Origin of the sequence: Nocardia alni, from assembly GCF_019038435.1 — a bacterium.
GTDB lineage: Bacteria > Actinomycetota > Actinomycetes > Mycobacteriales > Mycobacteriaceae > Nocardia > Nocardia alni.
This window is the reverse complement of the sequence record NZ_JAGPOX010000013.1, coordinates 18,715-42,854: the sequence shown is the minus strand read 5'-3', so window position 1 is coordinate 42,854 and position 24,140 is coordinate 18,715. Positions and strand designations below refer to the sequence as shown.

The 24,140-nt window shown below is 67.7% G+C and carries 23 protein-coding genes; 22 read left to right on the top strand and 1 reads right to left on the bottom strand.

The genetic code is table 11. The annotated features are described in order from the left end of the window. The 19 genes from JZ791_RS07730 to JZ791_RS07640 all read left to right on the top strand — a co-directional run bounded on the left by JZ791_RS07730 (position 1) and on the right by JZ791_RS07640 (position 19,901). Complete coding sequence (locus tag JZ791_RS07730; protein WP_216893499.1) at positions 1-975, top strand: TIGR03621 family F420-dependent LLM class oxidoreductase; 975 nt, start codon at positions 1-3, stop codon at positions 973-975. Between the two features lie 214 nt (positions 976-1,189). After that, the gene (locus JZ791_RS07725; protein ID WP_216893498.1) at positions 1,190-2,794 is read left to right on the top strand and encodes an FAD-binding protein; all 1,605 of its coding nucleotides are present in this window, start codon (positions 1,190-1,192) and stop codon (positions 2,792-2,794) included. 199 nt (positions 2,795-2,993) lie between these two features. Beyond that, positions 2,994-4,208, top strand: a complete 1,215-nt coding sequence (locus JZ791_RS07720) for a CaiB/BaiF CoA transferase family protein (protein ID WP_216893497.1) — start codon at positions 2,994-2,996, stop codon at positions 4,206-4,208. Next, on the top strand, positions 4,205-4,669 hold the full coding sequence (locus JZ791_RS45985; protein ID WP_216893496.1) for a Zn-ribbon domain-containing OB-fold protein: 465 nt from the start codon (positions 4,205-4,207) through the stop codon (positions 4,667-4,669). The genes JZ791_RS07720 and JZ791_RS45985 overlap by 4 nt, the downstream gene beginning before the upstream one ends. Then, the gene (locus tag JZ791_RS07710; RefSeq protein ID WP_216893495.1) at positions 4,666-5,865 is read left to right on the top strand and encodes a thiolase family protein; all 1,200 of its coding nucleotides are present in this window, start codon (positions 4,666-4,668) and stop codon (positions 5,863-5,865) included. Before JZ791_RS45985 ends, JZ791_RS07710 begins: the two co-directional genes overlap by 4 nt. A 32-nt stretch (positions 5,866-5,897) precedes the next feature. Then, positions 5,898-7,367 (top strand): aldehyde dehydrogenase family protein, encoded by a 1,470-nt coding sequence (locus JZ791_RS07705; protein WP_216893494.1) that lies wholly within the window; start codon positions 5,898-5,900, stop codon positions 7,365-7,367. A 19-nt stretch (positions 7,368-7,386) separates the two neighbouring features. Continuing rightward, the gene (locus tag JZ791_RS07700; RefSeq protein ID WP_216893493.1) at positions 7,387-8,595 is read left to right on the top strand and encodes an amidohydrolase family protein; all 1,209 of its coding nucleotides are present in this window, start codon (positions 7,387-7,389) and stop codon (positions 8,593-8,595) included. 45 nt (positions 8,596-8,640) lie between these two features. Continuing rightward, on the top strand, positions 8,641-9,420 hold the full coding sequence (locus JZ791_RS07695) for an SDR family NAD(P)-dependent oxidoreductase (RefSeq protein ID WP_216893492.1): 780 nt from the start codon (positions 8,641-8,643) through the stop codon (positions 9,418-9,420). 20 nt (positions 9,421-9,440) lie between these two features. Further along, positions 9,441-10,688, top strand: coding sequence for a cytochrome P450 (locus tag JZ791_RS07690; protein WP_216893491.1), 1,248 nt, complete (start codon positions 9,441-9,443; stop codon positions 10,686-10,688). Positions 10,689-10,703: 15 nt separating this feature from the next. Then, positions 10,704-11,138 carry a nitroreductase family deazaflavin-dependent oxidoreductase gene (locus JZ791_RS07685; RefSeq protein WP_216893490.1) on the top strand — a complete coding sequence of 145 codons (435 nt, stop codon included), beginning with the start codon at positions 10,704-10,706 and terminating at the stop codon, positions 11,136-11,138. Positions 11,139-11,150: 12 nt separating this feature from the next. Further along, the gene (locus JZ791_RS07680) at positions 11,151-11,837 is read left to right on the top strand and encodes a TetR/AcrR family transcriptional regulator (RefSeq protein ID WP_216893489.1); all 687 of its coding nucleotides are present in this window, start codon (positions 11,151-11,153) and stop codon (positions 11,835-11,837) included. A gap of 8 nt (positions 11,838-11,845) precedes the next feature. Continuing rightward, complete coding sequence (locus JZ791_RS07675) at positions 11,846-12,916, top strand: phosphotransferase family protein (protein WP_216893488.1); 1,071 nt, start codon at positions 11,846-11,848, stop codon at positions 12,914-12,916. After that, positions 12,913-13,950: a phosphotransferase family protein gene (locus tag JZ791_RS07670; protein WP_216893487.1), complete on the top strand. Its 1,038-nt coding sequence runs from the start codon at positions 12,913-12,915 to the stop codon at positions 13,948-13,950. Before JZ791_RS07675 ends, JZ791_RS07670 begins: the two co-directional genes overlap by 4 nt. A gap of 33 nt (positions 13,951-13,983) precedes the next feature. Next, positions 13,984-14,385 (top strand): hypothetical protein, encoded by a 402-nt coding sequence (locus JZ791_RS07665; RefSeq protein ID WP_438804490.1) that lies wholly within the window; start codon positions 13,984-13,986, stop codon positions 14,383-14,385. Between the two features lie 191 nt (positions 14,386-14,576). After that, the gene (locus tag JZ791_RS07660; protein WP_308162824.1) at positions 14,577-15,410 is read left to right on the top strand and encodes a beta-ketoacyl-[acyl-carrier-protein] synthase family protein; all 834 of its coding nucleotides are present in this window, start codon (positions 14,577-14,579) and stop codon (positions 15,408-15,410) included. A 3-nt stretch (positions 15,411-15,413) separates the two neighbouring features. Beyond that, a complete protein-coding gene (locus JZ791_RS07655) occupies positions 15,414-17,102 on the top strand; it encodes an AMP-binding protein (RefSeq protein WP_216893486.1) in 1,689 nt (562 codons plus the stop codon). Next, complete coding sequence (locus JZ791_RS07650) at positions 17,102-17,380, top strand: acyl carrier protein (RefSeq protein ID WP_216893485.1); 279 nt, start codon at positions 17,102-17,104, stop codon at positions 17,378-17,380. The genes JZ791_RS07655 and JZ791_RS07650 overlap by 1 nt, the downstream gene beginning before the upstream one ends. Next, positions 17,377-18,612 carry a cytochrome P450 gene (locus JZ791_RS07645; protein WP_216893484.1) on the top strand — a complete coding sequence of 412 codons (1,236 nt, stop codon included), beginning with the start codon at positions 17,377-17,379 and terminating at the stop codon, positions 18,610-18,612. Before JZ791_RS07650 ends, JZ791_RS07645 begins: the two co-directional genes overlap by 4 nt. Then, the gene (locus tag JZ791_RS07640; RefSeq protein WP_254205351.1) at positions 18,609-19,901 is read left to right on the top strand and encodes a cytochrome P450; all 1,293 of its coding nucleotides are present in this window, start codon (positions 18,609-18,611) and stop codon (positions 19,899-19,901) included. Before JZ791_RS07645 ends, JZ791_RS07640 begins: the two co-directional genes overlap by 4 nt. Before the next feature lie 28 nt (positions 19,902-19,929). Here JZ791_RS07640 and JZ791_RS07635 read toward each other — a convergent pair whose 3' ends face one another. After that, positions 19,930-20,619 (bottom strand): helix-turn-helix transcriptional regulator, encoded by a 690-nt coding sequence (locus tag JZ791_RS07635; protein ID WP_216893483.1) that lies wholly within the window; start codon positions 20,617-20,619, stop codon positions 19,930-19,932. A 76-nt stretch (positions 20,620-20,695) separates the two neighbouring features. Between JZ791_RS07635 and JZ791_RS07630 the strand changes: the two genes are divergently transcribed. The 3 genes from JZ791_RS07630 (at position 20,696) to JZ791_RS07620 (ending at position 24,140) form a co-directional block, all read left to right on the top strand. Continuing rightward, entirely contained in the window at positions 20,696-21,445 is a 750-nt protein-coding gene (locus tag JZ791_RS07630) for an alpha/beta fold hydrolase (RefSeq protein WP_216893482.1), read from the top strand. A 291-nt stretch (positions 21,446-21,736) separates the two neighbouring features. Continuing rightward, positions 21,737-23,605, top strand: a complete 1,869-nt coding sequence (gene dnaK / locus JZ791_RS07625) for a molecular chaperone DnaK (protein ID WP_216893481.1) — start codon at positions 21,737-21,739, stop codon at positions 23,603-23,605. A gap of 4 nt (positions 23,606-23,609) precedes the next feature. Beyond that, complete coding sequence (locus JZ791_RS07620) at positions 23,610-24,140, top strand: nucleotide exchange factor GrpE (protein WP_216893480.1); 531 nt, start codon at positions 23,610-23,612, stop codon at positions 24,138-24,140.

Genomic DNA, 24,140 nt, shown 5'->3' with positions numbered 1-24,140 from the left:
ATGCGGCCCTTCCGTTTCGCCGTGCAAACAACCACGGCCACCTCCGCAGACCAGTGGCGTGACCTCGCCCGCAAGGTCGAAGACCTCGGATACTCCACCCTGTTTCTCGCCGATCACTACATCGGGCCCGGCCCGGTCAGCGATCGCACCCTGCTACGACCCCAGCACCTCGCCCCGATCGCCGCGATCGCCGCCGCCGCCGCGTGGACCACCACCTTGCGGGTCGGCTGTCGGGTGTTCTGCGTCGACTACCACGTCCCCGCCGCACTGGCGAAGGAAGCATCCACCATCGATATGCTCTCCGATGGCCGGCTGGAATTCGGTATCGGTGCGGGCACCAACAGCGGCGAATACACAGCGATGGGCCTGTCTTTCGAGGAAGCACCGCAGCGGGTGTCCAAGCTGGAAGAAGTGGTCGCGCTGATCAAAGCCCACTGCTCCGGTGAACCGATCGACCACCACGGCCGACACGTCGAGGTCAGCGGTTACTCCGGCCTGCCGGCACCGGTGCAGCGCCCACATCCGCCGATCATGATCGGCGGATCCCGCAAACGGGTGCTGTCCCTGGCAGCCCGGGAAGCCGACATCGTCAGCCTGGCCAACGCTCCTTGGACGCCCGTCGACAAGTTCGGCCGCACGCCAATGCAAGAAACGGCACGACGAGCCCGCCTCGTCCGCGACGCCGCCGGAGACCGATTCCCCACACTGGAACTGGAGACCTCACCCTACTGCCTGGAAGTCACAACCGACCGCGACACCGCGCTACGGCGATGGGCATCGGTGCTGAGCGCGGCAGTTCCCGACCTCCAACCGGAGACGCTGTTGAATCATCCGAACGCCCTCATCGGCTCGGTCGACCAGATCATCGACCAACTCGAACAACGCCGCGACACACTGGGAATCAGCTACATCACAATCCCCCGAAAGCAACTCGAGAACTTCGCACCCATAGTCGCAAGACTGACCGGATCGTAAACCCCAAGCGACACAATGGAAGGCGGCTCGGCAGGTGAACTCCTGCCGAGTTTCCTTCTCGTCCCGATGGCTCCGTGATCATGGCACCGCACGATGACAGAACTGGAACACGTTATAGTCCACTGGATAGTTCGACTCGCCCCCGATTCGCCGGCATTCCTCGTTTCGGCGGCGAACCGCAGAGACGTGCTCCAGTAGCGCCGAAAGGATCACAATGGTGTGGGATCTGACCACGGACGTGCTGATTGTCGGGTTCGGCGCGGCCGGTGCGTGTGCAGGGTTGGAAGCCCGGGCGGCGGGAGCGCAGGTGCTGGCCGTGGACCGCTTCAACGGCGGCGGCGCCACCGCGCTGTCCGGTGGCATCGTCTACGCGGGCGGGGGAACCGCGATTCAGCGCGAGGCTCGTATCAGCGACACACCCGAGGCGATGCTCGCGTACCTCACCAAGGAGGTCGGCGACGCGGTCCGGCCACAGACGCTGCGGCGGTTCGTCGATTCGAGTCCCGAGATGATCGAGTGGCTGACGGGGCACGGCGTGCCGTTCGAAGCGTCGGTGTGCCCGTACAAGACCTCGTATCCGGACAACCGGTATTACCTGTACTACTCCGGCAGTGAATGCTCGGGCGAGTTCCGTGCCGTGACGCCGCCGGTACAGCGCGGGCATCGCGCGAAGGGCAAGGGCGCGTCGGGAAAGAAGATCTATCAGCCACTCGCACGCGCCGCGATGCGCGCCGGAGTCGAGCTGCGCCCGCACACCAGGGTGGTGGCGCTGGAGAGTGATGACGACGGCCGGATCATCGGCGTCCGGGCGCGCTCCATGGCCGACGCGCCGGCGGCGATCCGCAAACGGTTCGCCGCGATGGCCGCGGTTGCCGCCAAACCCGGCATCTACTATCCGCCCCTGCGCCGGGTGCTCGAGGGTCGGCTCGACGCGCTCGAACGGCGATATGCGCGCGAGGTGCGAATTCGCGCTCGGCGTGGCGTGATCCTCTGTGCGGGTGGATATATCGCCAACCGGGAACTACTCGCGCAGCATGCGCCCGGGTATACCGGCGGTCTCGCGCTGGGCACCAGCGGGGACGACGGGTCCGGTATCGCACTCGGTGTGGCGGCCGGTGGCGTGGCCGAGCGGATGGACAATGTCTCGGCGTGGCGGTTCATCGCACCGCCCAGCGCGTTCTACGGCGGTTTGCTGGTGAACGAGCAGGGGCAGCGGTTCATCGATGAGACCCGTTACGGCGCTGCCGTCGGCAACGCCCTGGTCCGAGGCCAGGGCGGAAAAGGCTGGCTGCTGGTCGACGCCGAGGTGATGCGCCGCGGCCGTGCACAATTGGCGGACGAGGCCATCTGGTTCCAGCGGTTGCAGGCCGAATCACTGTTGCGCACCTCGGCGATTCGCGCGGACACCCCCGAGGAGGTGGCGCGCCGCGCCGGGATCCACCCCGAGGGACTGGCCGCGACGATCCGAGCGCACAACCAGGCCATCGCCGACGGCGAACCCGATCCGATGGGCAAACCGAGCGACTTCACCCACCCGATCGAACAGGGTCCGTACACGTTGCTGGACGTCTCGGTCCGGCCGAAACTCACCAACCCCTGCCCGATGTTCAGCCTCGGCGGCCTGGCCGTGGACGAGGACACCGGCGCGGTGCGATCCGGTGCGGGCGAACCGATTCCCGGACTCTACGCCGCCGGACGCAGCGCGATCGGGATCTGCTCCGAGTCCTACGTCAGCGGCCTGTCGATCGCGGACTGCGTGTTCTCCGGCCGACGCGCCGGGCGTTCGGTATCGACCCGACTGGCCGAGGCGGTCGACTGACCGCTACTTCAGTGAGCGCGTTCAGATTGCCGTGGACCAGCAAAACCACTGTCTCTGAACACCGTTGAGCCCGCGCGGAGTGCCCCGCCCGCCAGAGATCAACATTTCTTATTTTGGAAATACCACCCCCGAACGAGCGAGAGTCGTGCTCTACTCGTAACGAGAGTCACATTCTCGTTCCGCCGTTCAGGAGGTGGTCGTGGAATCGAAAGCCTTCGACGGCATCCGCGTTGTCGAGCTGGCCCAGTGGGTGTTCGTCCCGGTAGCGGGAGCCTTGCTGGCCGACTGGGGCGCCGACGTCATCCGTGTCGAACGCCCCGAGGGGGATCCGTATCGCCGGTTGGCCACCCAGGGCATAGGGAGTGACAGCGGCGGCGTGAATCTCTCACTGGCCATGGCGAATCGGGGCAAGAGATCCATCTCGCTCGACCTGCGCACCGAACGCGGCCGCGAACTGCTCGACGAGGTGCTGGCGACGGCGGACGTCTTTCTCACCAATTTCCGTCCCGGCGCCCTGGGACGCCTGGGACTCGATGCCGACACTCTCACCGAGCGCTATCCGCGCCTGATCTACGCCCGAGGTCACGGCTTCGGTGTCCGCGGACCCAACGCCGACAAGGCCGGCTACGACTCGTCCGCGTTCTGGGCCCAGGGCGGCGTGGCGCACGTACTCACCCCGCCCGAGCGCGACCATCCCATCAGCCAGCGCGGCGCGATGGGCGATCGAAACGGCGCGATGGCTCTGGCATTCGGCATCGCCGCGGCGCTGCTGGGCCGGCAGCGTAGCGGCCGGGGCACGGTGGTCGACGTCTCGTTGCTGGCCACGGCGATGTGGATGCTCTCCTCCGATCTTCTCGCCGCGCTGGCCGGTAACCGTCCCCGGGCGGTGTCCGGCCGCGGCGGCGCGGTCAACCCTCTGGTGGGCGCCTACCGGACCAAGGACGACCGGCACATCCAGCTGGTCTTCCTGGAGGCGGACCGATACTGGGCCGAATTCTGCCGGTTGATCGGGCGCGACGATCTGCGGGTGGATCCGCGGTTCCTGGACCTGGCGACCCGCAACGCGCATCGCGAGGCCTGTGTGGCCGAACTGGAAGCGGAGTTCGCGACCCGCACCTTCGCCGAATGGAAGCAGTTGCTGTCCGGCCTGGACGCGCCATGGGCTCCAATTCAGGCGGTGGAGGAACTCCTCGACGACCCGCAGGTGCAAGCGAACCAGTACCTCGGCAGTGTGGAACTCGACGACGGGCAGACGTCCTATCGCCTGCCCACCGGCCCGGTGCAGATCGACGAGCGCCCACCGGCCCTGCGCCGGGCCCCCGAGCACGGGGAACACACCGAGCAACTGCTGCTCGAAATGGGCTACTCGTGGGATGACATCACCGGGCTGCAGGACGCGGGGGTGATCCCGTGACGGTCACCCGCCCGCTCCCGATCCCCGACGACCACTCCGCCGGATATTGGGCAGCCGCTCGCCGCCATACCCTCGCATTGCCTCGGTGCGCTCGATGCCACAGCTTCGCCCTCCCGCCGTCCGAAACATGCCGCCATTGCGGCACATTCGAGCCCGAGTTCCGATTCGAGGCCGTGAGCGGGACGGGCAGGGTGCGGTCGTGGACGATGGTTCGCAAGGCGTCTCTGCTCGGATTCGCCGACCAGGTGCCGTACCTCCTCGTCGACGTCGAGCTTTCCGCGCAACCCGGTCTCCGCATGATCGGCCGCCTGCTCGGCGAACCCGCGGATCCGCACCTCGATGATCCGGTGCAGGTGGTCTTCGAGGACGTCGATGACGACATCTCGATACCCGCCTTCACCCTGGTGCGGGAGACGCCCGGCCGCGGCGACACTCCCACCGGTGACGAGGCCGGGCGATGAGCGGGCGGTTCCCGGGAGGCGGCCGCGTCGCGATCGCCGGCTTCGCGCACAGCGCCGTGCAGCGGCGCCTCGATCGCTCGCTCGGCGCCATCACCGTCGAGGTGGCGCGAGCGGCGATCGCCGACGCCGGCCTCGCGCCGGAGATGATCGACGGGTTCGTCACCTCGGCCCTTTTCCCGACCGCCGGCACGCACGCGGTGCAGGACGGGATCAGTACCGTGACCGCCAACTGGCTGGCCGACCGGATCGGCGCCGACCCACGCTACGTCGCGAGCTTTCAGGGCGTCGGTCAGATTCCTGGTTCGGTGGCGCTGGCGGTCAATGCGATTGCCGCGGGCGCGGCGGATTACGTTGTGCTGCATCGGGCTCTGCACAACCCGCGCGGGGGCTATCACGACAATTCGATGACGACGGCCGCCGGCCCGCAGCAATGGACCGCGCCGCAGGGCTACGGCGGTCCGCTGTCGATGATCGCCCTGCCCTACAACGAATATCTGCAGCGCTACAAGGCGGACCCGGAAACGATGGCCGCGGTGGTCGTCGAGGCGCGTAAGAACGGGGCGAGAATCCCGTGGTCCTACTGGTTCGACCGGCCGCTCACCACGGCGGAATACCTGACCGCACCCATGATGAGCGACCCCATCCGCCGCCTCGACTGCGACATCCCCGTCGACGGCGTCGCCACTTTCGTGCTCACCTCTGCCGAGCGCGCCCGCGACCTGCCCCACCCGCCGGTGTATATCGCCGGATACGCGAGCAGCGGACCGCACCGGGAACGGCTGCCGTCGCACTGGCCCCTCGACGACATCATGGCGGGCGGCTGCGACACGGCGCGAAGGCTCTGGGCGGCAACCGGTTTACGCCCCGAGGACGTCGATCTCCCCCAGCTGTACGACGGTTTCTCACCCTTCGTCTATTTCTGGCTGGAAACGCTCGGATTGTGCCCCGTAGGACAGGCCCACCGCTTCGTCTCCGACGGCGGCATCGACAGCGACGCGCCCGGCGCGCTACCGGTCCTCTCCGGCGGCGGTGCACTCGGTAACGGTCGCATGCACGGCATTCCGCAGATGCTCGAGTGCTATTTGCAACTGTCCGGCCGGGCCGGTGACCGGCAACGGGCCGCCACGGTCGGCCTCGCCTGTCACTCGTCACCGCACTACGGCGGGGCCGTGGCGTACACCCGCGAACCTCTGTGAGTCTGCGCGGCAACGGAAATGGAGAACAAACGATGACGGCTATTCTCGCCGAGCGTCGCTCGTATGTGGCCGGGAACTGGGTGTCCGGCGATGATGTCGTGGCCGTGACCAATCCGGCCGACGAGTCACTGGTCACCGAGCTCATGGCCACCCCCCTCGCCCGGATCGAGGAGGCGATCGTCCAGGCCCGCAGCAGTTTCGACAGCGGCGTCTGGGCCGACCTGCCCGCCGCCGACCGGGCGCGGGTGCTGGGCGTCTTCCTCGATCACGTCGACGCCGCGCGCGAGGAGCTCGTCGCGACCATGGTGGCCGAGGCCGGGCAGCCGCTGGCGTTCGCCCGGCATTCCCAGTTCCTTTCCGGAATGTCCCTGGCTCGCAACACTATCGAGCTCTACCTGTCGATGCGGCACGAGCAGCCCAGCCCGGCCCCGCTGGACGAGCTGATCCGGGGACGGGTGGCGTTGAGCATTCGCCGCCACGAGCCGATCGGCGTGGTCAGCGCGATCACCCCTTACAACGGGGCGTTCATCATGGCCCTGCAGAAGATCGTCCCGGCACTGCTGGCCGGCAATTCGGTGATCCTGCGGCCCAGCCCGCTGACCCCGATCTCGTCGCTGATCTTCGGGGCCGCGGCAGAGGCGGCAGGACTACCGGCCGGCGTCTTCGCCGTCGTCGTGGAGAGCGGCGCCGCCGGAGCACAGCTGCTGACCAGCCATCCCGCGGTCGATATGGTCTCCTTCACCGGATCCAGCGACATCGGCGCCCGGATCGGGGTACAGGCCGCGCCGACGATCAAGCGGGTGGCGCTGGAGCTCGGTGGCAAGTCGGCCCAGATCTATCTCGCCGACGCGATCGCGAAGGCGCCGGCGGGGGCAGCGGCCGTGGTCGCCAGAACCGCGGGACAGGCCTGCGTCGCGGCGACCCGGATGCTCGTGCCGCAGGAGCACAAAGACGAAGTGCTGGAGTCGGTTTCGTATGCCTACGCACAGCTTCGCGTGGGCCCGCCCAACGACCCGGACACCGCGATGGGCCCGCTGATCAGCGCCGCGCAGCGGGAGCGCTGCGAACGGCTGATCGAACAGGCGGTCGGCAAGGGCGCCCGGATCGCTTACGGCGGTGGGCGACCCGCTGGACTGGACCGCGGCTACTACGTCGAACCCACCGTGCTGGACGTACCGGACAACAGCAATCCGGCGGCGCAGGAGGAGATCTTCGGCCCGGTGCTGGCGGTACTCGGATACCGCGACATCGACCACGCCGTGCAGATCGCGAACGACAGCCGGTACGGCCTGTCCGGGCAGGTCTACGGCGCCGACGTCGCCGCGGCGACCTCGATCGCCCGGCGGCTGCGCACCGGCGCGGTCAACGTCAACACGGGTTTGGTCAGTGCCTACGCCCCCGGCGGCGGATACAAGCACAGCGGCCTCGGCCGCGAACGCGGCCCGGAGGGCATTCGAGCCTTCCAGGAAGTCAAACACATGGTCATCGGCGAACTTCGATGACCCAACCGAAGGAGTAGACATGTCTTCCGACCTGTCTCTGGATTGGCTGATCTCGGTCGACGACCACATCCTCGAGCCGCCGAATCTCTGGCTGGACCGGGTACCGCGCGCGGACCGCGATCGCGCGCCGCATATCGAAATCGATGACGACGGTATCGACTGCTGGGTCTACGACGGCAAACGCCTGCCCAGTTCGGGCCTGAGCGCCGTGGCCGGGAAGTCCAAGGAGGAGTTCAGCCCGAAACCGTTGTCCTACAGCGAGATGAGGCCCGGCTGCTACGACGCCGCCGCTCGGATCGAGGATATGGATCGCGCGGGAATCCTTGCTTCCCTGTGCTTTCCGTCGGTGACCCGGTTCTGCGGGCAGCTGTTCGCCGAAGCCGGTGACCGCGAGTTCGGGTTCGTCTGCCTGCAGGCCTACAACGACTGGATGATCGAGGATTGGTGCGCCAGCGCGCCCGGCCGGTACATCCCGCTGGTGCTCATCCCGCTGTGGGACCCGAAACTCGCCGCGGCCGAAATGGAACGCTGCGCGGCCAAGGGCGCGACCACCTTCGCCTTCTCGGAAAATCCCGCACCGCTGGGACTCCCGACGATTCACGACGTCGACGGCTACTGGGATCCGGTGATGGCCGCGGCCAACGATCTGAACATGGTGGTCTCGATGCACGTCGGCTCGTCCTCCACCGTGCCGCACATCTCCCCCGACGCGCCGTTCATGGCCAACCTCGCCTGGGGCGCCACCCGAACCTCCGGCGCCATGCTGTCCTGGTTGTTCAGCGGCATGTTCCAGCGCTTCCCCAACCTGAAGATCGCACTGTCGGAGGGCGAGATCGGCTGGATGCCGTACTTCCTGGAACGGGCCGAGCAGGTACTGGACAAACAGCGCCACTGGGTCAAGAAGGGCGTGCAGTGGCGCGATCACGCCGCCAGCCGGGGCGTCGACCTGGACACGCTCGATCTTCGTGAAGCCTTCCGCGAGCACGTCTTCGGCTGCTTCATCGAGGACAGCCACGGCATCGCCAGCATCGACGTCATCGGCGAAGACAACATCATGTGCGAAACCGACTATCCCCACTCGGATTCCACGTGGCCCAACTGCATCCAGACCGTACGGGGACTCATCGGCCACCTGCCGCCGGAGACGCAATACAAGATCCTGCGCGGCAACGCCGAACGGCTGTATCGGTTCACCCCCGCCCAGCCACCGGTCGCGGCCGCGGTCTGACATGCGGGGCCACCCGGTTCCCGAACCACAGGATGTGTGAATTCGATGCTTTTGCAAGGGAAAACAGCCGTTGTCACCGGCGCCGGATCCGGCGTCGGGGCGGCCTCCGCACTGCGTTTCGCGGCAGAGGGCGCACGTGTCGTATGCGCCGACATCCAGGGTGATGCCGCCCAGGACACCGCGCGGCAGATCGAGAACGCCGGTGGCGCGGCACTTCCCGTGACATGTGATGTCGCCCGCGAGGCCGAGGTGGAAGCGCTGATCGCGAACGCGGCGGCGCACTTCGGCCACGTCGACATCGTGTTCAACAATGTCGGCGTCCCGACTCCCCGTTTGGGTGCGACGCTGGAGGAGCATACGGCCGACGACTTCCAGCGCCTGGTCGCGGTGAACGTCGGGGGCGTCTTCTTCGGTTGCAAACACGCTGTCCTGCAGTTCAAACGGCAGGGCAGCGGCGGCGTCATCCTCAACACCGGGTCCGTTGCCGGACTCGTGGCTTGGGGCGGCGCGGTGTATTCGGCTACCAAGGGCGCGGTTCACCAACTGACCCGGTCGGTCGCGATCGAGGGCGCGCCGTTCGGCATCCGCGCCAACGCCATCTGCCCGGCCGGCATGCCGTACACCCATTTCATGGCAGCGGGCGGCGCACCCGCGGATGCCGAGTCGGTCGCACGAATGGCCGAACGCACGGCCGCCAATCATCCACTCGGCCGGCCGATCACCGCGGAGGACTGCGCACAGGCCGCGGTGTTCCTGGTGTCCGACAACGCGTCCAACGTCACCGGGGTGCTGTTCCCGGTCGACGGCGGCTACGTAGCCAAATGAACGACGAGCGAGGCGAATCCATGAGTTCCGCGACGACACTCGACCGCGACCGCATCCGCGAACTGTTCGATCTGCGCGGCGCCTACCTGGCGCAGACCGGAGGCGGGTACGAGTCGGATCCCTACCCCGTCTGGCATCGCCTCCGGGAGCAAGCCGAGGTGCATCCCGGCACGGTGCACGAACTGACGGGCTATACCGGCCCGGCGCTCTTCAGCGGACTGCCGCAATCGGATCGGGAACACTTCTCCGCGTTCAGCTTCGCCGCCTGCGATACGGCCTACCGCAACCCGGAGATCTTCGCCTCGTCCCCGGTTCCGGTCGATCCCAATGTCGGCCGGCCCAGCCCGACCAACAGCATGCTGTCGATGGGTGGCGCACAGCATCGGCGCTACCGGTCGCTCGTGCAGCCGTCGTTCATGCCGGCGCGGGCGGGGTGGTGGATCCGGAACTGGATCGAGCAGACGGTGCATGAACTCATCGAGGGGTTCGCCGACACCGGCAGCGCCGAGTTGAACGTCGACTTCTGTGCCGCGATCCCGGTTCTCACCATCACCGGAAGTTTCGGCGTCCCCGTGCAGCAGGCACTGGAAATCCGTGCGGCCGTGGGCAATCCGGAGACCGTGGTCGAGATGATCCGGCCGATCGTCGCGGCGCGGCGCGAGCGACCCGAGGACGATCTGATCAGCATCCTGGTACAAGCCGAACTGCGCGGTGAGGACGGCGGGACCCAACGCCTGTCCGACGCCGAGATATTCTCCTTCGCGGTCCTCCTGCTCACCGCGGGGTCGGGCACGACGTGGAAGCAGATGGGGATAACGCTGACCGCGTTGCTGCAACGGCCGCGACTGCTGGCCGCGGTCGCCGCCGACCGCGGTCTGTTGCGACCTGCCATCGACGAGGCGCTGCGATGGCAGGCGACCGACCCCATGTTCTCTCGATATGTCATGAGCGACACCGAATTTCACGGAGTGCATCTGCCGGCGGGCGCGGTGCTGCACCTGTGCCTCGGGGCCGCCAACCGGGATCCGGCGCGCTGGGACGAGCCCGACACCTACGACATCACCCGGCGGCTGCGGCCCTCGTTCGCCTTCGGCAGCGGCGCGCACGCCTGTCTGGGCATGAACGTGGCGCGGGCCGAGATGGTCACGGGCATCGGAGCGCTCCTGGACCGGCTACCGAACCTGCGACTGGACCCGGATGCCGAACCGCCCCGGTTCATCGGCATGTACGAACGCGGCGCCACCGAGATTCCCGTCGTCTTCGGCTGAACTGAAACGAGCACAATGAGCAATCCGCAATACCGACGGCCCGACCTCTCCCTGCGGGGCGAGGAGCACGTGACGCGCTATCTCGAGACAGACGGCGCGGACGGTTACGAATGGAACGGAGTTCCGATCCTGCTGCTGACGACGACGGGCCGGAAAACCCGCCGGCAACGCACGTCGGCATTGATCTACGGCCGCGACGGCGACGACTACCTCGTCGTCGCCTCGGCCGGCGGTTCGGATCACCACCCGGCGTGGTATCTGAACCTCCAGGCGAACACCGAGGCGCGGATTCAGGTCAAAGCCATGCGGACGGCCGTCACCACCCGAACCGCGACCAGCGCCGAGCGAGACCGCCTCTGGAGTATCGCAACGAGTTACTGGCCGAATTACGACGTCTATCAGACGCGCACCAGCCGGACCATTCCGATCGTCGTCCTCAGTCCGGTTTGAGAGGATCGCCCGATGACCTCGAGCTCCCGTTCCCATTCAGACACCGACACCCCGGCCTGGGCCGACCGCGCCGCCGACCGCTCGCGGTCCGCGCAGCGTTCCCGGACGCGCAGTGTGGAACAGGCTCAGGTGATCGTGGCGGCAGCCCGCCGGTTGCTGGCAACCGACCGCGACAAGCTCACCACCCAAGAGCTGTCCAAGGAAGCCGGCATTGCGCTGCAAACCTTCTACCGGCACTTCGCGGGCAAGGATCAGTTGCTGCTGGCCGTCTTCGAGGACGTGATCGCCGAACGTGCCGCCGAAGTGGAAGCCGCGGCCCGGGAACTCCCCGACCCGATCGACCGGCTGCATTTCTACATCGTGCAATCCTTGCGCTCACTGCGCGGCGGCCAGGGCGGCGTCGACGCACGATTCATCACCGCCGAGCACTGGCGGCTCTACCAGCTGTTTCCGGCGGAGATGGCCAGGGCCAACCAACCCTTCGCCGATCTCATCGAACACGAATTACACGCGGCCGCCGAGGCCGGCCTGCTGCGGCCCACCGACCCCGCCACCGATTCGTGGATGGCGATGAAGCTGGTCATGTCCGTGTATCACCACTACGCCTTCGCACCGGCGCCCGATGACGCCGAGGATATCGCCGAGAAGCTGTGGTCCTTCTGCCGCAGGGCATTCGGCGTAACACCCACCGAAAGATAGGGGCCGCAATGGAACATGCGCCCACCTTTTCCAAAGGCCGCGATCTGGACGCCGCGGTCACCGCACTGCGGCCGTGGCTGGCCGAGCGGCTCGGCGCTGCCGCCGTCGATTTGGATCAGCCGACTTATCCACGCGGCGCGGGCTTTTCGAACGAGACTCTGCTCACGACGGCCCGTGCGGGGCACATTACCGAAGAGCTGGCCATACGGATCGCACCCTCCCCAGAACGTCAGGTGTTCTACCAACCCAAATTCCATCTGCAGTATCAAATTCTGATGACATTGGAAAGCAACCCTGAAATCCAAGTGCCACAAGTACTATGGATCGAAACAGACCCTGCCGTCCTCGGCAGTCCGTTCTATGTCATGCGCCGTATGCACGGCCGAGTCCCGGTGAGTATGCCCGTGTACAACGCGACCGGCTGGCTGACCGAGGCGACCCCGGCCGAACGCCACACGGCCTGGGACAGCGCCATGCGGCAGCTCGCCGCGATCCACAGCGTGCCGATATCGGCGGTGCCGTTCGTCGCCCGGCCCGAACACGGCGTCACCGGAGATGAGCAACAGCTGTCGTACTGGCGCGAATACATGCACTGGGCGCTGGGCGACGATATCCCCGTCGTCGTACCCGCACTGTTCGACTGGCTCGACCAGAACCGTCCGTCGGCACCGCGTCCCGGATTGTCCTGGGGGGACGCCCGTATCGGCAACATCATGTTCGGTGACGATTTCCGGGTCGTCGGGGTGATGGACTGGGAGCAGACATCGCTGGCCGGCGGGATCGCGGACCTGGCCTGGTGGCTGCTGTTCGACGAGGCCCTCTCCACCGGGCAGGGAGTGCGTCGTCTGGACGGGCTCGGCACCCGCGAGGAGACGATCGCCCTGTGGCAGGAGCTGACCGGCAACTCGACCGGCGATCTGTGGTGGCACGAAGTGTTCGCCGGGGTCAAGGCTGGCCTGCTCAGCTTGCGCAGCCGCAGGTCGATGCCGCCGCCGTCCGGTGCGGGCACCCGCCATTTCTCGTACCTGCACCGCGCGTGTGAGCTTGCCGGGATCGCCGGACCGCAGGAGTCCCGATGAGTCCGGTGAACGATCCGGCGCCCCGGGACGAGGCCGTGGTGCTGTCCGCGAAGTGGCTCACCGCGGTGCTGGAGGACGGTCACCCGGGTGTGGTCGCGTCCGGCGCCCGCGTGGTCGAGCGGCTCGAGACCGTCGCCACCAAGATCCGGTTTCACGTCGATTACACGCAATCGGCCCAGGCGCCCGCGGCACTGTGCGCCAAGGGCTACTTCAACCCGGTGCACACGCGATTCGGGCGCACCGAGGCCGAATTCTATCGCCTTGCCGCACAGGAGCTTCCGGTCCGCACGCCACCTTGCGTCTATGCCGGGATCGACGACCGGACCGGTCACTCGGTGGTCCTGATGCACGATCTCATCGCCGCCGGTGCACAATTCCTGGACCCCCGGGTCGCCTACGACATCGAGCGGGCCGCCGCGACGCTCGACCAACTCGCCGCGCTGCACGCCGCCACCTGGTCCGGGGCTCGCCCCGCGCTCGACGCGCTCTTTCAGCCACGCCTGGTCTCGCTGTCCGGGCACCTGTCCCCCGGCCAATTGCAGGAGTTGCTGAACGACGGACGCGCGCAGGAACTCTCGGCCCCGGCCCGGCGGGCCGAGCGCATCCTCGCGGCGATGACGGCCATGGACCGACTCCGCCCGCGATCACCGTCCTGTCTCGTGCACGGCGACCTGCACACGGGCAACATCTATTACCTGCCCGACGGTTCCGCGGGTCTCATCGACTGGCAGGTCGTGCAGCTGGGGGTGTGGGCTCTGGACGTCGGCTACCACTTGGCCACAGTCCTGGATCCGGGCGATTTGGCCGATCACGAGAGCGCCCTGCTCGACCACTATCTCGACCGCCTCGCCGCCCGGGGCGTCACCCCGCCCGACCGGGAGCGGGCCTGGTGGATGTATCGGGCCTACCTCCCCTACGGGCTTTTTCTCTGGTCGATGACCCGCGCGGTCGATCGGCCGATCATCGAGCACCTCACCGGCAGGCTCGCTCGTGCCGTCGAGCGGCACCACAGTCTCGACCTGCTCGGCGTATGAACCCGCGCGGGCACATGTAAAGGAGAACCCACCGTGCCACATTCACGACTCGAAGACCTTCCGGCCGGAGGCGGCGGACGCTGGCCGCTGAGCGGCAAGGGGTTTCGCTCCATCCAGTGGGGCGATATGGAGGTCGGATTGACCAGAACCGCCGGACCGCGGGACTGCACCGAGCTCTACCGTGTCGGCGGCATGCCCGGCGGGGTCTGTGTCTGCCCCCACTACGGCTACATCTTCTCGGGCACGATCCGCGCATCGTATCCCGGCACCGGCCAGCCCGACGAGGTCGCCACCACCGGCGAGGCCTACTTCTTTCCCGCGGGCCACGTGCTGATCTACGAGGAGGCGACCGAGGCGCTCGAGATCAATCCGGCCTTCGCCTTACAGCGCTGCATGGACACCATCGAACGGGCGGCCGCGCGCGGCGCCGACTGACCGTACCGGCGGAGGAAAGATCAACAAAGATGTCACTCCGGTGACAGGATCACGTTCTCTACGCTCTACCGGTCGGTCGCTTGCCGCGCGAAACATACTGATTGTCAGTAAACTTCCCAGCGAAGCACCGGTAATCATGGAACGGCGTGGCTATGCAGGTAGACGGTCGGTTACATATCGGAGCGGCAACGGTGGCGCTTCCAGAGGTCGAGCAGCCGGCGGTTGAATCGCTGGCCCTCACCGCAAGTTTCGGAGCACTGAACCAGAGCGGGGTTTCGGCCGCCGACATCGGCCTGCTCACGCACTCGCGGATATTCGATCCGACTCCCGACGATTGCACGACCGCACCGCGCCTGGCCCGACTGCTCGGCGCTAAACATGCTGTGGCGCTAGGTGTTCGGCAGATGAGCAATGGCGGCGCGATCGCGCTGCAGTTCGCCGTCGCCCAGATGCTGGCCGAGATACGCCTCACGCACAGTCTCGTCGTGACAGCGGACGTGCACGGCCCGGAGGCCGTCTGGGGCTGGATGCCCGAAACGGGGACACCGCTGGGCGATGCGGCGACCGCGGTGCTGCTGACCCGCGACCCCGGCGCATTGTCGATCCGGTCCATCGCCTCCTGCTCGGTCACCGAGGAGGAGGCGAACTGGGCCGCGCGCGATCCGGTCGCCTCGGTTACCACCGCCGCCAACATCTTTCGGGTGCGCCGATGCGTGCGAACCGCTGTCGAGATGGTTTTCGCCGATGCGGACATCGAACCCGACGACCCCCGGCTGTCGATGGTCGTCGGCCCTCGGCTGCGGCCCGCGTTCATCGAGGCGATGTTCCACGGGTTGCTGCCGGCCGCCGAATACGTTGATCTGTCCGGACAAAGCGGGCACCTGTTCGCCGGTGATCTCGCGGCGAATCTGAACTACCTGCGCACCGAGCGACGCCCGGCCCCAGGGGAATACGCCCTGATCGTCAATATCGGTGTCGGGTTCACCGTCACCATGCTCCTGGTGCGCGGCGAACGAGAGGAATGAGAGTTGACTCCGCCGCGGACATTGATCGAACTGCTGGACGCATTGCACCGCAGCGATCGCGCCGTCACCTTCGCCGACACGAACACCGTACTGGCACACCGCGATCTTCCTGCGGCGGCGCGGCCGGTAACCCGCCGCCTGCGCGAATCGGGCGCTGCCCCGGGTGATCTCATCGGTCTGCTGATGCCCACGTCCCCACAGTGGCTGGCCGGATTCTTCGGCGGTCTCGGCACGGGCGCGGCGGTGACAGCGCTGCCGCTGCCGCCGATGGTTTTCGACCCCGCCCCCGTCGCGGATCACCTGTCGCCCATCATGCGAACCGGTGGTATCCGGATCGTGCTCACCACGCGGAAGGGCCGTGCGGTGGCATCGGCACTCGCCGAGCGGATTCCCGGCCTCCAGGTGGTCGATCTCGACGATTTGCCCCCGGACGACGAGACCGGCTGGGCGGCAGTCGAACCCGACGATCTGGCGGTGGTGCAGTTCAGCTCCGGCAGCACCTCGCGTCCCAAGGGGGTACGACTCACGCACGCCCAGTTCGTAGCCGGCCTGGACGCGATCAACACTCATATCCAGACGACGTCGGAAGACGTTCTGGTGCAGTGGGTTCCGCTGTTCCATGATATGGGCCTGGTATCGCTGATGTGCTCGCTGCTCACGCCCAACGACGCGCATCTGTTCCCCGCGCTGACCTTCATCAAGAATCCGGCTGCGGTCCTGGCGCACACCGCGCGGGTGGGCGGATCGATCACGAACGGGCCGAACTTCTCCTTCGACAAGCTCATCGATGCCGCCCCGGAGGCATTCGGCGCCACGCCGGAAGGGCAGCCGCTGCGGCGCTGGCGACTCGCACTCAACGGCGCGGAGCCGGTCCGGGCGCATACGGTGCGGGAATTCGCGCGTACCTTCGGGCCGTTGGGCGTGCCCGAGGCCACGATGTACCCGGGCTACGGAATGGCCGAGGCCACCCTGGCGGTCACGCTGCCGATTCCCGGGACGCCGCCGCGGGTGCTGATCGTGGACCGCGACGAACTCGTTCCCGGCCGGGCCTATCGGCCGGTGTCACCGGACTCGCCGAACGCCCGCGAACTGGTCGCGGTCGGCGTCCCGGTCCCGGGAATCTGTTTGCGGATAACCGGTCTCGACGGCGCCGTGCTGCCGGACGGGCACGTGGGCGAGATCCGGATCCAGGGCCCGTCGGTCACCGAGGGCTACCACGGTGACGAGGAGATCACGCGCGCCACCGTCGTCGACGGTTGGCTGCGCACCGGCGACCTCGGACTGCTGCACGACGGCGAGCTGATCATCGTCGGGCGGGTCAAGGAGATGATCATCGTCCAGGGACGCAACTTCTATCCCGACGACGTCGAGGAGGCCGCGCGCGTCGTTCCCGGGGTCTACAAGGGTCACTGCGTCGCGGTCGCCGACAGCGACGCCGAACGCATGATCGTCGTCGCCGAGAGCGAACATCCGGCCGACGGCCCGGAGGGCACGGCGCTCGTCGCCGCGATCAGCGGCGCGGTCTCGCGCGCGCTGACCCTGTCGGCGATCTCCGTACTGCTCGTCCCCGCCAAGGCGTTGCCGCGTACGACCAGCGGAAAGTGGCAGCGCTCGCTGGTCGCGGAACTTGCCCGCGCCCATCTGTCCACCGATCTCGCAGCAGAACCGCTGTCCATGAAAGTGAGTTCGTGATGACCCAGCCCCTGACCGACCAGGCCGCCGAAGTCGCCGAGGTCCTGCGAAACGAGCTGGCGAGGTTGCTCGGCTGCCCCGCGGCCGAGGTGGACCTCGCCGTCCGGCTCACCGAACTCCCCGGAATCGACTCGATGCGCCTGGTGCAGACGGTGGTCAACTGCGAGAAGCACTGGAACATCTCGCTCGACGAGGACGAACTCGTCGAAGTCCGGACCGGCGAGGATCTGGCCGAACTGATCGCCTACACCATCGGCTCCCAGGCTGCGACGGCATGACCGTCACGATCGACGCCGCGACGAGTTTCCCGTTCCCCGATACGGCCGATCAGCACGAGTTCGACGCGGTGTGCCAGGCCCTGCGGGAACAGGGGCCGGTGGTCCGCGTAGAGATGCCCGACGGCCTGATCGCCTGGGTGATCACACGATACGCCGACGGTAAACGGGCGATGATGGATCAGCGTCTGGTCAAGGATCTGCGCCGGATGAGCGACCCCGCGCACGGCCTGGGCGGAAACCGTTACGCCGAAGACGCTTTCGTCGTCGAAGGCCGGCATATGCTCAACAGCGACGGCGTCGAGCACTCGCGTCTGCGCGCGGTGGTGGGCGCCGAGCTGTCCGCGGCCGCGATCAACCGGCGGCGGCCGGAGATCGAGCAGGTGTGCCGAGATCTGGTGGGCGAGTTCCGCGATGCCGGCACGGTCGATCTGATGGAGGTCTTCGCGCGGCCGGTCCCCGAGATCGTGATGGCGCGGGTGCTGGGCACGCCGGACGAAACCCTGCGTGCGGCAGCGGTACTGAGCCGCAAGCTGGGTGGCCGAGACGACCCGGCCTCGGTGGATATGCGCAAGAGCTATCACGATCTGCTGGACATCATCACCGACTGCTCCCGCAATGCCGATAACGCGCCCGAGGGCAGCGTGCTGGCCGCATTGCATCGCGCCCGCGCCGAGAAGATCATCAACAAGCGTGAGCTGATCTCGACGGTGACGATGCTGCTCGGAGCGGGCATCTCGTCCACCGCCATCGGCATCGGATTCGGCGCGATGACCGCGATGCACACCGCGGCGACCCTGCGTCACCTGCTTCACGACGAGGACGACGCGAAGGCCGCGGTGGAGGAACTGCTGCGCTTCCATCCGCCGTTTCCGTTCTCGCCCTGGCGATTCGCGCTGGAGCCGGTACAGGTCCAGGACGTGACCATCCCGGCCGGTGCGGTCGTGTTCGTGCTGCTGGCCGCGGTCAATCACGACGGCGCGCTGGCCGCCGACGCCGGCGAACTGCGCCCGCGGCGCGAGCGCACCGGGCACCTCACCTTCGGCTACGGACCGCACTTCTGTGTGGGCGCGCATCTGGCACGCGCCGAGATCGAAATCGCGCTGCGGGTGCTGTTCGACGAACTGCCCGATCTGCGCCCTGTCCAACCCGAGGACGAAATCCGCTGGCACGGACTGCTTTTCGATCGTACGCCCAGCTCCGTTCCGGTGTATCCCAGCGGGAGCGCTCGATGACCTCGATGCTGCATACCTCGTTCATGCAGGAGTCCACCGCGCTGGCGCGTGAACTCGGCCCGGTGTTCGAACGTGAATTCTTCAATCTGCGTTTCACGTTCGTGACCGGCGCCGAACTCGTGGCCGAACTGGCCGACGATCGCCGTTTCGAGAAGCATGTGCTGCCCGCGCTCGAGGTCGTGCGCCCGGCGATCGGCGACGGCCTGCTCACCGCCTACAACCACGAACCGAATTGGCGCAAGGCGCACGAGCTGCTGATGCCGGCGTTCTCCCAGACGGCGATGCGCGGATATCACCCGCTGATGCTGGCGGTGGGCCGTCAGCTGCTCGATGCCTGGGACGAGTGTGCCGGAGTACGGCCCGTCGACGTCACCGGTTCGATGGCCAAGGTGACCCTGGAGATCATCGGCCGAGCCGGTTTCGGATACTCGTTCGATTCCTTCGAACGAGCCACGACGCATCCCTTCGTCGTCGCCCTCGAGGATGTGCTCAACCACGGGCAGCGGCTGGTCACCCGCCCGCCGATGGCCGGCGGATTCCTGGGCAAGCGTGCCGCCGAACGCAATACGGAGAACATCGCCTACCTCAACGGCGTCGTCGACGAGGTAATCGCCGGACGCACCGGCGGTGACCGCGGTTCGGATCTGCTGGGCCTGATGCTCGAATCCGATACGCTCGACCCGGTCAACATCCGCAACCAGGTCCTGACCTTCCTGGCCGCCGGCCACGAGACCACCTCCGCCGCCATGGCGTTCACGCTGTACTACCTGGCCGCCGATCCGGTTGTGCTGCAACGGGTTCAGGAGGAGGTCGACACGCTGGCCGACGTCGACGAGCCGCTGTTCGAGCAGGTGTCCAAGCTTCGTTACCTGCGCCGCGCGGTCGACGAGTCGTTGCGGCTGTGGCCGACGGCACCGGGGTACTCCCGAGTCGCCAAGCAGGACACGACACTCGGCGGCAAATACCCGATGCGGGCGGGCGACCCCTACTTCGTCCTGCTACCCGCCCTGCACCGAGACACGGTCTGGGGCGAGAACGCCGAACACTTCGACCCGGATCGCTTTCTGCCCGAGCAGGTCCGGTCCCGCCCGCCACATTCGTTCAAGCCGTTCGGCACCGGCGTGCGAGCGTGCATCGGACGTCAATTCGCCCTGCACCAAATCGCCCTGATCATCGCCCTGATCGTCCGGCGCTACGACATCACCATCCCCCAGGACTACCAACTACGCATCTCGGAGGGCCTGACTTTCAGCCCCGTCGGACTTACCTTCCAATTGACGGCCCGCTGACGCGAGAACAATAAGGGCGGCGGGCCGTTCAGACGGCGGCCGGCCGCGCCGTTTCCGGCGGTTCGCCGATCTCTGTCACGGCATGACCGGAGCAGGGCTCTCGAGTCACCGTCGCCCGGCCTATGCGCCCGACGTCGAACCACCGCACCGCGTCACGCAGCAGACACCACGCGACGAGATACCAGTGTCCGTGGTGAAACGCGAACAGGAGCGGCTCCACCGCACGGCGGGTGACGCGCCCCTGGGCGTCGGTGTATGCGATGTTCACGACCCGCTGATCGAGCATGGCCTGCTCCAGCGGGGACATCACCCTGCGGGGCGCGCCGGGCGCCACGTCGACCCAGACTCTCGTGGCGAGGTCCCTCGCGCGGCGGCGGGTTGCCGGGTCTACGACGTCGAGCACCTTGCGCGACGCGCTGCGCGCCGAGTCCCCGAACGGACCCACCCCGAGGACCGTGGCCGCCGCTGCTAAGGCGAGGGCCTGGCTCGGACCCAGGTTCACCGGTGGCAGCGATCCGGTCTCGGCAAGACCGTATCCGCCACCCGGCCCGGTGCGGCTCCAGATCGGCAGGCCGGCGGCGAGAAGCCCGGCGATGTCGCGCTTCACGGTGCGCGTCGTCACCTCGAGTTCGGCGGACAAACTCTCGGCAGTACGTCCGTTACGGCCGGCACGCCGCAAACTCTCGGTCAGTGCCTGCAACCGTTCCGCGCGCCTCACGCTCCGCCGCCCCGACCATGATTCATGACATAAATAGTGACATACCGTAGACCACCGCCCCCGGTAATCTCCGGCCATGACATCGAATCGGACGAAGCAGGACCCGGCGACCGACCACCCGGCACTGGTCCTGGTACCCGGCCACTGGCTCGGCGCGTGGGCATGGGACGACGTGGTCCCCGCGTTGCGCGAGCTGGGCCACGCGGTGACCGCGCTGACCCTCCCCGGGCTGGAGCCCGACGACCCCGACCGCACCACGCACACACTGGACGAGCAGGCCGGTGTCCTGGCCGACGCGGTGAGACGTGCCGCGGCGCACGGCCCCGTGGTACTCGTGGTGCACAGCGGCGGCAACTACCCCGCGACGCTCCTGCTCGACCGCCACCCCGACGCCGTGACGCGCGTCGTCTATGTCGACAGCGGCCCGGCCGCCGACGGAGCGATCTTCGACGCAGCACTGCCCGACGACGTCGACGAGGTTCCACTGCCCGACTTCGAGGTCCTCGCCCAGAAGGCGAGCCTCGAAGGAATCGACGCCGCCGCACTCCAGCGCTTCCGCGATCGGTCGGCGCCGCAACCGGGACCGATCATGCGCGAGCGAATCTCACTGCACGACGACCGTCGACTGTCGGTCCCGACGACGATAATCGCGTCATCCTTCCCATCCCAGGTCATGATGACCATGGCCCGCGAAGGCCACCCGATGATGGCGGAGACCGCGCGGCTCACGAACCTCACCCTCGTCGACCTGCCAACGGGCCACTGGCCGATGTGGAGCAGGCCGGACGATCTGGCCGCCGCCATCTCGAAGGCCGCCGGCGACTAGGGACTGTCTCACAGTGAGAGGTTGGGGTGGCACCGATGCTCGATGCCCGGCGAGGTGCTCGGCGCGGTCTGGTCACATCCGGCGGGAGATGGCGCGGTAGCCGCTGAGCCCGGACACGCTCGGGGGCGCCGCTGGACCACGGCCGACCGATCCGGCCTGCTCCAGTAGGACGAATCGAGCGCTCGGTTTCGACACGCCGGGCCGTGTTCCGCATGGGGGGCCTGTTGCCAGGATCGAGGCGTCGGAAGTTCCGGCCGTCAGTCCATCGCAACCGACCCGAAGGAACATGTCATGGCAACGGCTGTAGGCATTGATCTGGGAACAACGAATTCGGTCATCGCCAGCTGGCAGGGCGGTGAGCCCGTGGTGATCGCCAATGCCGAGGGCGCGCGCACGACGCCGTCGGTGGTCGCCTTCACCGAAGGCGGGGAGCGACTGGTCGGCCAGCTCGCCCGTCGCCAGGCGATCCTGAACCCGAAGGGCACCATCTACTCCGCGAAACGATTCATCGGCCGCCACTTCGACGAGATCTCCGAGGAGGCCAAGGCCGTCAGCTTCGATGTCGTGCAGGGCGAGGGCGGCGCCGCCCGGTTCGACGTCCGCGGCAAGCAGTACGCACCCGAGGAGATCAGTGCGCAGGTGCTGCGCAAGCTGGTCGACGACGCGAGCAAATTCCTCGGGGAGCGGGTCAAGGAGGCGGTCATCACCGTGCCCGCCTACTTCAACGACGCCCAGCGCAACGCCACCAAGGACGCCGGTCGCATCGCCGGGCTCGACGTGCTGCGGATCATCAACGAACCGACCGCGGCCGCGCTGGCCTACGGCATGGACAAGCAGACCCACGAGACTGTGATGGTCTTCGACCTCGGCGGCGGCACGTTCGACGTCAGCTTGCTCGACGTCGGCGATGGTGTCGTGGAGGTGCGCGCCACCGCGGGCGACTCCCATCTCGGCGGCGACGACTTCGACCGCCGGATCGTGGATTACCTGGCCGACGAGTTCCAGCGCGAGCAGCGCATCGATCTGCGCGCCGATCCGCAGGCGCTGCAACGCCTGTTCGAGGCGGCTGAGAAGGCCAAGGTCGAGCTGTCGTCGGTGACGCAGACGCAGGTGAACCTGCCGTTCGTGACCGCGGACGCCAACGGTCCCAAGCACCTCACCACCACGATCATGCGCTCGAAGTTCGATGATCTGACCGCGGATCTCGTGCAGCGCTGCCTCGGCCCGGTCGAGCAAGCGATGGGCGATGCCAAGGTCACCGCCAACGATATCGACCAGGTGATCCTGGTCGGCGGCTCGACCCGCATCCCGGCCGTGCAGGCGCTGGTGCGCAGGCTGACCGGCGGCAAGGACCCGAATATGAGCGTCAATCCGGACGAGGTCGTCGCGCTGGGCGCGGCCGTCCAGGCGGGCGTACTCAAGGGCGAGGTCTCCGATGTGCTGCTGCTCGACGTGACGCCGCTGTCCCTCGGTGTGGAGACGCAGGGCGGGGTGATGACGAAGATCATCGAACGCAACACCACCATCCCGGCCCGGCGCACCGAGGTGTTCTCCACCGCGGAGGACAACCAGCCCGCCGTGGATATCGTTGTGCTGCAAGGGGAACGGGAGCGCGCGGCGGACAACCGGGTACTCGGCCGGTTCCGGTTGGAGGACATCCGCCCGGCGCCGCGCGGCCAGGCGCAGGTCGAGGTCACCTTCGACATCGACGCCAACGGCATCCTCAACGTCACCGCGCGCGACAAGGACACCGGCCGCGAACAGAGCATCACGATCAGCGAACAGGGCAACCTGGACAAGACCGAGGTGGACCGCATGCTCGCCGAGGCCGAGCGCAATCGCGGCGAGGACGAGCGGCTGCGCAAGGCGGTCGACGCCCGCAACGAGCTCGATTCGGTGGCCTATCAGGTCGAACGCCGCCTGGCCGAACTCGGCGACAGCGCCGCACCGCACGATCGTGCCCGCGCCGAGATGCTCATCGCCGACGCCAGGCAGGCGGTCAAGGAGGAGGCCCCGCCCGACCGGGCCCAGTCGCTCACCGCCGAACTGCAGCAGTTGCTGTACGGGCTCGCGGCCGCCCCCTCGACGGGCAACGGTTCCGGTACGGCGGCAGCGTCGGACGACGACGACGTGATCGACGCCGAGTTCGATCGGAGCTGAAGCCATGACCAGCCCCGAGCAACGGCCGGCCGCCGGCACCGACGGTGCGGTCACCGACCGGGACGCGGCCACCGACCTGGATCAGCCGCCGCCCGGCGAACCCGATCCCGCTCTCGCTCAGCTCGAGGACCGCTGGCGCAGGACGGCGGCGGACCTGGACAACCTGCGCAAGCGTTACGCGCGCGACCTGGACCGGGAACGCCTCGCCGAGCGGGCCAAGGTGGCCGCCGCGTGGCTGCCCGTGCTGGACAACCTGGATCTGGCGCTCGCGCACGCGGGCACCGACGCGCAGTCCGTCGTTCAAGGCGTCCAGGCGATCCGGGACCAGGCGGTGCATCTGCTCGAACAATTGGGCTACCCGCGCTACGCCGAGACCGGCGTGCCCTTCTCCCCCACCCTGCACGAGGTGGTCAGCGTGGCGGACGCACCCGATGTCCCGCCCGGCACCGTCCTCGAGGTGATACGCCCCGGGTACGGCGACAATGGACACCAGCTACGGCCCGCGTCCGTCGTCGTCAGCAGGCGCGAGGGGTGA

Excerpts from the sequence above, each read along its gene's own strand:
- JZ791_RS07705 (WP_216893494.1), top strand. The coding sequence starts at position 5,898 with ATGACGGCTATTCTCGCCGAGCGTCGCTCGTATGTGGCCGGGAACTGG.
- JZ791_RS07675 (WP_216893488.1), top strand. The coding sequence starts at position 11,846 with ATGGAACATGCGCCCACCTTTTCCAAAGGCCGCGATCTGGACGCCGCG.
- JZ791_RS07710 (WP_216893495.1), top strand. The coding sequence starts at position 4,666 with ATGAGCGGGCGGTTCCCGGGAGGCGGCCGCGTCGCGATCGCCGGCTTC.
- dnaK (WP_216893481.1), top strand. The coding sequence starts at position 21,737 with ATGGCAACGGCTGTAGGCATTGATCTGGGAACAACGAATTCGGTCATC.
- JZ791_RS07725 (WP_216893498.1), top strand. The coding sequence starts at position 1,190 with ATGGTGTGGGATCTGACCACGGACGTGCTGATTGTCGGGTTCGGCGCG.
- JZ791_RS07640 (WP_254205351.1), top strand. The coding sequence starts at position 18,609 with ATGACCTCGATGCTGCATACCTCGTTCATGCAGGAGTCCACCGCGCTG.
- JZ791_RS07680 (WP_216893489.1), top strand. The coding sequence starts at position 11,151 with ATGACCTCGAGCTCCCGTTCCCATTCAGACACCGACACCCCGGCCTGG.
- JZ791_RS07620 (WP_216893480.1), top strand. The coding sequence starts at position 23,610 with ATGACCAGCCCCGAGCAACGGCCGGCCGCCGGCACCGACGGTGCGGTC.
- JZ791_RS07670 (WP_216893487.1), top strand. The coding sequence starts at position 12,913 with ATGAGTCCGGTGAACGATCCGGCGCCCCGGGACGAGGCCGTGGTGCTG.
- JZ791_RS07700 (WP_216893493.1), top strand. The coding sequence starts at position 7,387 with ATGTCTTCCGACCTGTCTCTGGATTGGCTGATCTCGGTCGACGACCAC.
- JZ791_RS07650 (WP_216893485.1), top strand. The coding sequence starts at position 17,102 with ATGACCCAGCCCCTGACCGACCAGGCCGCCGAAGTCGCCGAGGTCCTG.
- JZ791_RS07695 (WP_216893492.1), top strand. The coding sequence starts at position 8,641 with ATGCTTTTGCAAGGGAAAACAGCCGTTGTCACCGGCGCCGGATCCGGC.
- JZ791_RS07730 (WP_216893499.1), top strand. The coding sequence starts at position 1 with ATGCGGCCCTTCCGTTTCGCCGTGCAAACAACCACGGCCACCTCCGCA.
- JZ791_RS07685 (WP_216893490.1), top strand. The coding sequence starts at position 10,704 with ATGAGCAATCCGCAATACCGACGGCCCGACCTCTCCCTGCGGGGCGAG.
- JZ791_RS07630 (WP_216893482.1), top strand. The coding sequence starts at position 20,696 with ATGACATCGAATCGGACGAAGCAGGACCCGGCGACCGACCACCCGGCA.
- JZ791_RS07690 (WP_216893491.1), top strand. The coding sequence starts at position 9,441 with ATGAGTTCCGCGACGACACTCGACCGCGACCGCATCCGCGAACTGTTC.
- JZ791_RS07645 (WP_216893484.1), top strand. The coding sequence starts at position 17,377 with ATGACCGTCACGATCGACGCCGCGACGAGTTTCCCGTTCCCCGATACG.